The organism is Burkholderia sp. Ac-20379, from assembly GCF_017104645.1.
GTDB lineage: Bacteria > Pseudomonadota > Gammaproteobacteria > Burkholderiales > Burkholderiaceae > Burkholderia.
On sequence record NZ_JAAGPF010000314.1, the window covers coordinates 1 to 8,917 of the forward strand.

8 protein-coding genes and 1 pseudogene are annotated in these 8,917 nt (G+C 68.1%); 6 read left to right on the top strand and 3 right to left on the bottom strand.

Going from position 1 to position 8,917, the window contains the following annotated elements; all coding sequences use genetic code 11:
• The first annotated feature begins 218 nt into the window (after positions 1-218).
• On the top strand, positions 219-1,166 hold the full coding sequence (locus G3N92_RS27200; RefSeq protein ID WP_339385822.1) for a hypothetical protein: 948 nt from the start codon (positions 219-221) through the stop codon (positions 1,164-1,166).
• Positions 1,167-1,307: 141 nt separating this feature from the next.
• Here G3N92_RS27200 and G3N92_RS27205 read toward each other — a convergent pair.
• Both G3N92_RS27205 and G3N92_RS27210 read right to left on the bottom strand, forming a co-directional pair.
• Positions 1,308-2,291, bottom strand: a pseudogene (locus tag G3N92_RS27205) (hypothetical protein); the annotation flags it as partial.
• Between the two features lie 160 nt (positions 2,292-2,451).
• Positions 2,452-2,811 (bottom strand): hypothetical protein, encoded by a 360-nt coding sequence (locus G3N92_RS27210; RefSeq protein WP_206130686.1) that lies wholly within the window; start codon positions 2,809-2,811, stop codon positions 2,452-2,454.
• Positions 2,812-2,878: 67 nt separating this feature from the next.
• Here G3N92_RS27210 and G3N92_RS27215 point away from each other — a divergent pair, with 67 nt between their 5' ends.
• Positions 2,879-3,805 carry a bile acid:sodium symporter family protein gene (locus G3N92_RS27215; protein ID WP_206130687.1) on the top strand — a complete coding sequence of 309 codons (927 nt, stop codon included), beginning with the start codon at positions 2,879-2,881 and terminating at the stop codon, positions 3,803-3,805.
• Positions 3,806-3,827: 22 nt separating this feature from the next.
• Here the strand turns inward: G3N92_RS27215 and G3N92_RS27220 are convergent, their stop codons facing one another.
• Positions 3,828-4,709, bottom strand: coding sequence for a LysR family transcriptional regulator (locus G3N92_RS27220; RefSeq protein WP_206130688.1), 882 nt, complete (start codon positions 4,707-4,709; stop codon positions 3,828-3,830).
• A 145-nt stretch (positions 4,710-4,854) separates the two neighbouring features.
• Between G3N92_RS27220 and G3N92_RS27225 the strand changes: the two genes are divergently transcribed.
• The 4 genes from G3N92_RS27225 (at position 4,855) to G3N92_RS27240 (ending at position 8,847) form a co-directional block, all read left to right on the top strand.
• Positions 4,855-5,991 (top strand): muconate/chloromuconate family cycloisomerase, encoded by a 1,137-nt coding sequence (locus G3N92_RS27225; protein ID WP_206130689.1) that lies wholly within the window; start codon positions 4,855-4,857, stop codon positions 5,989-5,991.
• 31 nt (positions 5,992-6,022) lie between these two features.
• Positions 6,023-6,313, top strand: a complete 291-nt coding sequence (catC, locus tag G3N92_RS27230; protein WP_206130690.1) for a muconolactone Delta-isomerase — start codon at positions 6,023-6,025, stop codon at positions 6,311-6,313.
• A 50-nt stretch (positions 6,314-6,363) separates the two neighbouring features.
• Positions 6,364-7,311: a catechol 1,2-dioxygenase gene (gene catA, locus G3N92_RS27235; protein ID WP_206130691.1), complete on the top strand. Its 948-nt coding sequence runs from the start codon at positions 6,364-6,366 to the stop codon at positions 7,309-7,311.
• A gap of 366 nt (positions 7,312-7,677) precedes the next feature.
• A complete protein-coding gene (locus G3N92_RS27240; RefSeq protein ID WP_206130692.1) occupies positions 7,678-8,847 on the top strand; it encodes a porin in 1,170 nt (389 codons plus the stop codon).
• Positions 8,848-8,917: the final 70 nt, after the last annotated feature.

Sequence of the window (8,917 nt, forward strand, 5' to 3'; positions counted from 1 at the left end):
TTAGCGAAGCAACCGCTGGCTCGTGCAAGCATCTCGCGAGCCGCGGGGGCGAAAAAAAAACCTGAAATGAACGGCCGGGGCCAAGCTCCCTGCACACACCGACGGCTGGGAAAAAAACCGGCCCTTGCCCGCCGCCGCGCGGGGCGCACGACGACGGCAGTTGGCCGCACGACGTCTATGTCGGCCAGTGGGCGCCGGGACAGAAGGCGTCGAGCGGCGTGCGCGTGTTCATCCGCCGCCCCGAGGCGCAGGAGCCGGTGTCGGTCGCGGAGAACACCGACGGCAACCTGTTCGTCACGTTCGAGGACGGCTGGAACGCGCCGCGCAACGTGAGCCAGCGCTTCGGTGTGTATCGCGACGACCTGACGCCGATCGTCCATTACCCGAGCGACGTCGAATCGGGCGGCCATTCCGGCCACGTGGCCGCCGTTGGCCGCCGCTTCGTGGTGTTCTATTCGGAAGGCTGGGTGCAGGGCGGCGGCATCGACAACCTCGGCTCCGGCGACGGCGTGGCCGCCAAGATCTACGACGGCAACGGCAGGCTGCTGCGGCGCGTCGAGGTCATGCAGCACGGCCGCGAATGGTGGCCGATGATCGCCGGCTCGCCGTCGCGCGCGCTGCTGGTCTGGCAGAAATTCATCCCCGGCGACACCATCGCGCGCCTGCGCTACGCGGTGCTCGATCCCGGCACGGGTAAGTTCGTGCGCGTGCCGGGCTCGCTCGACGATCTGCGCGTGCAGTACTACACGTACGCCGCGGCCTGGGTGCCCGCGATCGGGCGCTTCGTGCTGGAGGCCACGCTGGCCAATGGCCGCACCGCCGTCATGCTGATCGACGAGGCCGGGCGGGTGACGGCGCGGCTCGCGTGCCTGCCGGCGTCGGTGCGCGAGGCGAGCGTGGTGGTGGACGGCGCGAACGCCTACGTGCCCACGCGCGACGGCCGCCTGATGGCGCTCGCGCTGAGCGGCGACACGATCGCGCTGCATGGGCTGATGCCCGCGCCGTTCGCGTGGGGCAACACGGGCGCGACCGGCATCGCGAACGGCCCGGCGTCGCTGCACATGCTGTCGCTGTCGCCGTCCGGTTTGCGCGAAGCCGATTTCGACACGCGTCGTGCGGCGGCGCCGGCCGCGTCGGATTGGTGCGGGCCGCAGCCTCAGCCTTAGCCGGGTTCAACCCGGCGCGCCATTCTGCGGAGCCGAACAGCACGAGGCCCGCGCCGGCATCCCTGTCCGGCGCGGGCCTCGTCGCGAAGCGAAGGTGCGGTCGGTGGCCGATTACGCCCGATGCACGCGGCGGCGCGGCGTCAGCGAGGTCTGGCTGGCCGCGTTGCCGCCGAAGTAGCTCGGCCCGAGCTTGGCGCGGCTGGTGTCGGCATTGACGCCGAACGGCGTCAGGCTCCAGCGCTGGCCGGTGACGGTGTCGCCCAGATAGAGCTGATAGCCGCCGGCCGTGGTCGACGAGAAGAACAGATAGTTCGTGCCGCTGACCGGCGCGGGATCGGAGTTGTTGCTGACGCAATCGTTGAGCGCCAGTTGATCGGGCGTGGACGCCGGGTCCGGCGTCTTCGCGTAGATCTGGTCGAGCTGCCCCTTGTTCTTCCAGCGCGTGTAGAACACCGTGCCGTCGGCGCGCGCGATCGGGTAGTAGGCTTGCAGGCCCGCCGGATGATCGTAGGTGCTGGTCACGCCGGTGCCGAGCATGCGCTTCATCACGCCCATCTTCGCGCCGGTGCCGCTCGCGTAATACACGGCGCTCGAATCGGGCGCGAGGAACGGCATCGAATATTCCGAGCCGGCCGGCACGTTCGTCAGGCTCGCGACCGACGTGAACACCGGGCCGGTGCTCGTGTACGACAGCGTGGCCAGCTTCACGTCGCCGTTCTGCTTGAACACGATCGATTTGCCGTCGGCGCTGAACTTCGGATCCTCGTTGCGCGTGGCGCCCGTGCTGTTGGTCATGTTGATCGGCGCGGCGTTGCTGCCGAGCGCATACATGAACACGTTCCAGGCGTTGTTCGCGATGCCCATGAAGGTCAGCCACTTGCCGTCGGGGCTGAACACCGCGTTCATCGGATCGGTGATGCCCCACGACGGCTGGCTCAGGCGCGTCAGCGTGCGGGCGGAGAAGTCGTACAGGTAGATCTGGCTCGTGCCGTCGCCGTAATCGACATAGCTGTGATACACCAGCTTGCCGGTCAGCGAAGCGGGAAACGAGGCGCTCGATTGCGCGCGCGGATTGCTGACGCAGCCTGCATCGGCATGGCTGATGCCGAACAGGCCGAGGGCCATCCCGGTCGCAACCCCGGCGACTCGGTGGATGAATTTCATGATTTCGATATCCGAATGAATATCGCATCGGTCGAACCGGCGCGCCGCGAGCGGAGGCCGGTGGATGCCGGTGCGTCTTGGTCTAGGGACGTACACGGGCGGGGAAGGGTGGCGATGCCGCTCATCGGCGGCTTGGTGTTCCTTCTCTCGCGACAACATTGGACACAGTGTAGAAGCCGCTGCGACCGGTCAATGTTGCGAGCAAGGGCGGAAATCTCGGGTATATCGCGGCTTTGGTCTGCGGAATCGGGAACAATTGCCGGTTCGGGCGGCGTTTCGCTTGCGTCGCGCCGACGCGACGCGGCGCGGGCGAATCGGCCGCGCGGGCGGGCAAACGGCCGGCGCGCTTGCCCGCGCAAGGTAGAATTCCCGGTTTTGCGCCGTTTTCCGGGCGTGCGCCCGTCTCACGAAGGCTGGTGCCGGACACGTCATCGGCGGCGAACCCGCCGCCGGCCCGCTCGGCGCAGTGCGCATCGCACATCGCGGCGCCGCTCCGGCGCCGGCCTCTCGGCACTCGACACCAACAAGACCGACCAAGGATTTTCATCATGCTTGCCCGGGTTACCCGACTCTTTCCGCTGTGGGCGGTGCTGATCTCGCTCGCCGCGTATTTTTCGCCGGCCACCTTCACGCCGGTCGCGCCGCACGTCACCACGCTGCTCACGCTGATCATGCTGTCGATGGGCGTCACGCTCTCGATCGCCGATTTCCGCCGCGTGTTTACGCGCCCCGCGCCGGTGATCGCCGGCATCGTGCTGCACTACCTCGTGATGCCGCTGGCCGCCTGGGCGCTCGCCAAGCTCCTGCGCATGCCGCCCGACCTGACCGCCGGCATGGTGCTGGTGGGCAGCGTGGCGAGCGGCACCGCCTCGAACGTGATGATCTATCTGGCGCGCGGCGACGTGGCGCTGTCGGTCACGATCAGCGCGCTGTCGACGCTGGTGGGCGTGTTCGCCACGCCGCTGCTCACGCGCCTTTACGTGGACGCGTCGATCGCCGTCGACGTGCACGGCATGCTGATGAGCATCCTGCAGATCGTCGCGCTGCCGATCGTGGTGGGCCTGATCGTCAACCACCTGTTCCGCCGCGCGGTGAACGCGATCGAGCCGTATCTGCCGGTGCTGTCGATGGTGGCGATCCTGCTGATCATCTCGGCGGTGGTGGCCGGCACGCGCAACAGCATCGCGTCGGTGGGCATGATCGTGATGGTGGGCGTGGTGCTGCACAACGCCGTCGGCCTGCTCGGCGGCTACTGGGGCGGGCGCCTGCTCGGCTTCGACGAGGCCGTGTGCCGCACGCTCGCGATCGAGGTCGGCATGCAGAACTCGGGCCTCGCCGCCACGCTCGGCAAGCTGTATTTCACGCCGATCGCCGCGCTGCCGGGCGCGCTGTTCTCGGTGTGGCACAACCTCTCGGGTTCGCTGCTGGCCGGGTATTGGGCCGGACGGCCGGCCAAGGGCTCGACGCGCGACTGAGCGCGCGGCCCGCGCGGACGCTCTAGCGATAGACGTCCGCGATCAACTGCTTGACCAGCTCGAGATAGCGCGAGTTGTCGTTCAGGCGGTGATTGAGGATGACGGGCGAGGTCACGCGCGCGTCGTCGATCAGGCGGTAATGCACGTCGTGACGCATCTGGCAGGCCGATTGCGGAATCACGCACACGCCGAACTCGGCCGCCACCAGCCCCAGCGCCGTCTGAATCTCGCGCACCTCGAGCACCTCGCTCGGGGCCACGCCGTGCCCATGCACGGCGCTGAGCACCTGATCCGCGAAGCCGGGCCGCGGTTCCTTCGGATACACGATCAGCCGCTGCCCGGCCAGTTGCGCGATCGGCATCGGCTCCGCGCTGCCGGCCATCGGCGAGGCGCGCGGCAGCGCCACCGCCAGCCGTTCCTCCAGGATCACCGCGCCCGCCACGCTCGGATCGCTGTGCGGCACGCGGCCGAACCCGATGTCGATGCGGCCGGCCTTCAGCGCCGCCACCTGTTCGATCGACATCAATTCCACCATCTGAATATCGAGCTCCGGCGCGCGGGCGCGCAGCTTCTGCAGCACCTGCGGCAGCCCGCCATAGAGCGTCGAGGCGACGAACCCGATCGACAGCACGCTGCGCTGCTGCAGCCCCACGCGCCGCGTGGCCGCCTGCAGTTGCTCGGCGCGCCCGAGCAACTGGATCGCCTGCTCGTGGAACAGCCGCCCCGCGTCGGTCAGCTGCACCGGCCGGCTGTTGCGGATCAGCAGTTGCACGCCGAGCTCCTCCTCCAGCAACTGGATCTGCCGGCTCAGCGGCGGCTGCGCGATATGGAGCTGCGCGGCGGCGCGCGTGAAGTTGCGCTCGCGCGCGACGGCGACGAAATAACGGAGTTGACGGAGATCCATGGCGGCGTGCGGGCCTCGCGGCCCGGTGCGGGAAAACGCGGTTCCATATCTTAAAGGTATCGAACGGGATAAAAAAGGTGTTGGACGATGCGGCGTGCCGAGCCGTATAAATCGCTCATTGCACTTTCCTTCCGCCTGATCCGCCATGACTTCCGTGACCGTCGAACGCGTCGAAACCTCCCTTGTCGATCTGCCCACGCTGCGCCCGCACAAGCTGTCGGTCGCCACCATGTACGGGCAGACCCTGATGCTCGTGAAGGTGGTGTGCAGCGACGGCGTGGTGGGCATCGGCGAGGGCGCGACGATCGCCGGCATGGCCTACGGGCCGGAAAGCCCCGAGGCGATGAAGCTCGCGATCGATGCCTACTTCGCGCCCGCCATGATCGGCCGCGACGCCACGCGCATCCAGGCGCTGATGGCGCACCTCGGCAAGCTCGTCAAACTCAATCACTTCGCCAAGAGCGCGCTGGAAACAGCGCTGCTCGACGCGCACGGCAAGCGGCTCGGCGTGCCGGTCAGCGAATTGCTCGGCGGCCGGCGTCGCGAGCGCGTGCCGGTGGCCTGGACGCTCGCGTCGGGCGATACCGCCAAGGATATCGACGAGGCCGAGCGGATGCTGGCCGCGCGCCGGCACCGCATCTTCAAGCTGAAGATCGGCGCGAAGCCGCTCGACGCCGACATCCGCCACGTGGCCGCGATCAAGCAGGCGCTCGGCGAGCGCGCCTCGGTGCGGGTGGACGTCAACATGGCCTGGAGCGAGACGCAGGCGGCGCGCGCGATTCCCGCGCTGGCCGACGCCGGCTGCGAACTCGTGGAGCAGCCGGTGGCCAGCCCCGCCGCGCTGGCGCGGCTGATGCGCCGCTTCCCGGTGGCGCTGATGGCCGACGAGATCCTGCAAGGCCCCGAGAGCGCGTTCGAGATCGCGAAGCAGGGCGGCGCGGACGTGTTCGCGATCAAGATCGAGCAGAGCGGCGGGCTGTTCGCGGCGCAGCGCGTGGCCGCGATCGCGGATGCGGCCGGCATCGAACTGTACGGCGGCACCATGCTCGAAGGCGCGTTCAGCACGGTGGCCTCGGCGCATTTGTTCGCGAGCTTCGCGAACCTGCAATGGGGCACCGAGCTGTTCGGCCCGCTGCTGATCACCGAGGAGATTCTCGCCACGCCGCTCGACTACAGCGATTTCGAACTGACCGTGCCCGATGGCCCCGGCCTCGGCATCGCGCTCGACGAGGCGAAGGTGAAACGCTTCACGCGCGACGGGCTGATCAAGGTCACGCGCTGATTTTTCCGCACCCTCCCACAGGAACGAGACGATGCTTTTCCACGTACGCATGGATGTGAAGCCGCCGGCCGACATGCCGGCCGAGCAATTCAACGCGATCAAGCTGCGCGAGATGGCCTATTCGCAGGATCTGCAGCGCAGCGGCAAATGGCGGCATATCTGGCGGCTGGTGGGCGAGTACGCCAACGTCAGCGTGTTCGACGTCGAGAGCAACGCCGAGCTGCACGAGATCCTGATGGGCCTGCCGCTGTTCCCTTACATGACGATCGCGGTGACGCCGTTGTGCCGCCACCCGTCGTCCGTGCGCGAGAACGACGCCTGACGCGCGGCGGCGCGCCCGATTTCCCCACGACCAAAATGGAGACACGCATCATGAACCCCCACGTTTTCGACACCGCGGAAGTCCAGACCCTGCTGAAGGCCGCCTCCAACCTCGACGGCGGCAAGGGCACCGGCAGCGGCGACGCGCGCACGCAGCAGATCGTGCACCGGCTGCTCGGCGATCTGTTCAAGGCGATCGACGAACTGGACATCACGCCCGACGAAGTCTGGGCCGGCATCACCTATCTGAACAAGCTCGGGCAGGACGGCGAGGCGGCGCTGCTGGCGGCGGGCCTCGGCCTCGAAAAGTATCTCGACGTCCGCATGGACGCCGCCGACCGGCAGGCCGGCCTCGCGGGCGGCACGCCGCGCACCATCGAGGGGCCGCTGTACGTGGCCGGCGCGCCGGTGCGCGACGGCCTGAGCCGGATCGATCTCGACGCCGATCCGGAAGCCGGCCCGCTCGCGATCCACGGCACCGTGACCGGGCCGGACGGCGCGCCGGTGGCCGGCGCGATCGTCGAATGCTGGCACGCGAACTCGAAGGGCTTCTATTCGCATTTCGATCCGACGGTGGCGCAGAGCGAATTCAACCTGCGCGGCGCGGTGCGCACCGGCGCCGACGGCAAGTACGTGTTCCACACGCTGATGCCGGTGGGCTACGGCTGCCCGCCGCACGGCGCGACGCAGCAGTTGCTGAACGCGCTGGGCCGCCACGGCAACCGCCCCGCGCACGTCCACTTCTTCGTGACGAGCCCGCGCCACCGCAAGCTGACCACGCAGTTCAACATCGAGGGCGATCCGCTGATCTGGGATGACTTCGCGTACGCCACGCGCGAGGAGCTGATTCCGCATGTCGTCGAGAAAACCGGCGGCGAGGCGCTCGGCATGAAGGCCGACGCGTATCGCTCGATCCAGTTCGACATCGTGCTGACCGCGCTCGTGCAAGGCGGCGATAACCAGATCGTCAGCCGTCCGCGGGTATCGGCGACGGCATAACGAAAGTTTCGCGCGCAACGAATGCGCGCCGGAATCCGTGCAATCAGCGGGGGCCATGCCGGCAGGCATCGGCCCCCGCTTCGCATGGGTGAATACCGCTGCGCAACGCCCCGCAACTGTGTTGCCCGGACGTGCCGCGAACTGTATTCGGAAAGCGTTGCATTTGATCGACGTTGCCGCTCACGGCGTCTTTACGCCGGTGTGACAGATCGCTATATTTCGCCAGCCATAACGCGCCACCACAGGTTTCACGCGCGCTGGATCGCTCCCGCACGAGCGACGACGTGTGTTGCCCGCGACGAAGACCACGCCGCTCGGGCCTCATGCGGCGAACCGCCCCGCACGATAATCAGAAAGGAAAACCACATGAAGAAGACCGCCGCCGTCCTGCTCGGATGCATCGGTGCGACCGCGCACGCCCAAAGCAGCGTGACGCTCTACGGCCTGATCGATTCCGGCGTCACGTACGTGAATCACGCCGCCACGGCCACCGGCAGCAAGAGCCTGGTCAAGTTCGGCGACGGCGTCGCGCAGGGCAGCCGCTGGGGCATTCGCGGCAGCGAGGATCTCGGTTCGGGCCTCAAGGCGATCTTCGTGCTCGAAAGCGGCTTCAGCTCGGGCGACGGCACGCTCGGCCAGGGCGGCGCGCTGTTCGGCCGTCAGGCGTCGATCGGCCTGTCGAAGGCGAATGTCGGTTCGCTGTCGTTCGGCCGTCAGTATTCGCTGTCGACCGAGTACATCGGCGGCAACTACACGATGGGCAACCAGACGGTCGCGGGCAATTACGCCTTCCACATCAACGACCTCGACCAGCTCACGTCGAGCCGCATCAACAACTCGGTGAAGTTCAACAGCGCGAACTTCGCGGGCTTCACGTTCGGCGCGTTGTACGGCTTCTCGAATCAGGCCGGCGCGTTCGCCGGCCGGCCGACCACCACGGCGGGCGCGGTCACCACGCAGGGCGCGTCGAGCACCTACAGCTTCGGCCTGAACTATGCGCAGGGGCCGTTCTCGGCCGGCGCCGCGTACACCAACATCCGCTTCCCGAACGGCGCGACGCCGGCGTTCAGCGTGAGCGCCGCGAACGTCAACACCGGCGGCCTGCGCGACCTCGAAACGCTCGGCATCGGCGCGCGCTACCTGATCGGCGCGGGCACCGTGTGGGGCAACTGGACGCACACGCGCTTCGTGCCGGTGGCGGGCCGCGCCTCGACGATGAACAACTACGAAATCGGCGGCAAGTACGGCTTCACGACCGCGCTGAACGTCGGCATCGGCTACACGTTCCAGGAATTGACGGGCGGCTTCGCCGGCCACTGGAACCAGTTCAACAGCGCGGTGGACTACGCGCTGTCCAAGCGCACCGACGTGTACCTGGTGGGCATCTACCAGCGCGCCTCGGGCAGCAACACGATCGGCGGCCGCGTGGTGCCGGTGCAGGCCGAGATCGGTTCGAGCGCGAGCTTCATCGGCAGTTCGGGCAGCGGCGCGACGAGCCAGCTCGCCGTGCGCGTCGGCCTGCGCCACAAGTTCTGATCGGGGCGCCGCGATGAAGATGATTCGACGTGCCGCCGCCCGGCGGCTCATCGGCGCGCTGGCGCTGGCC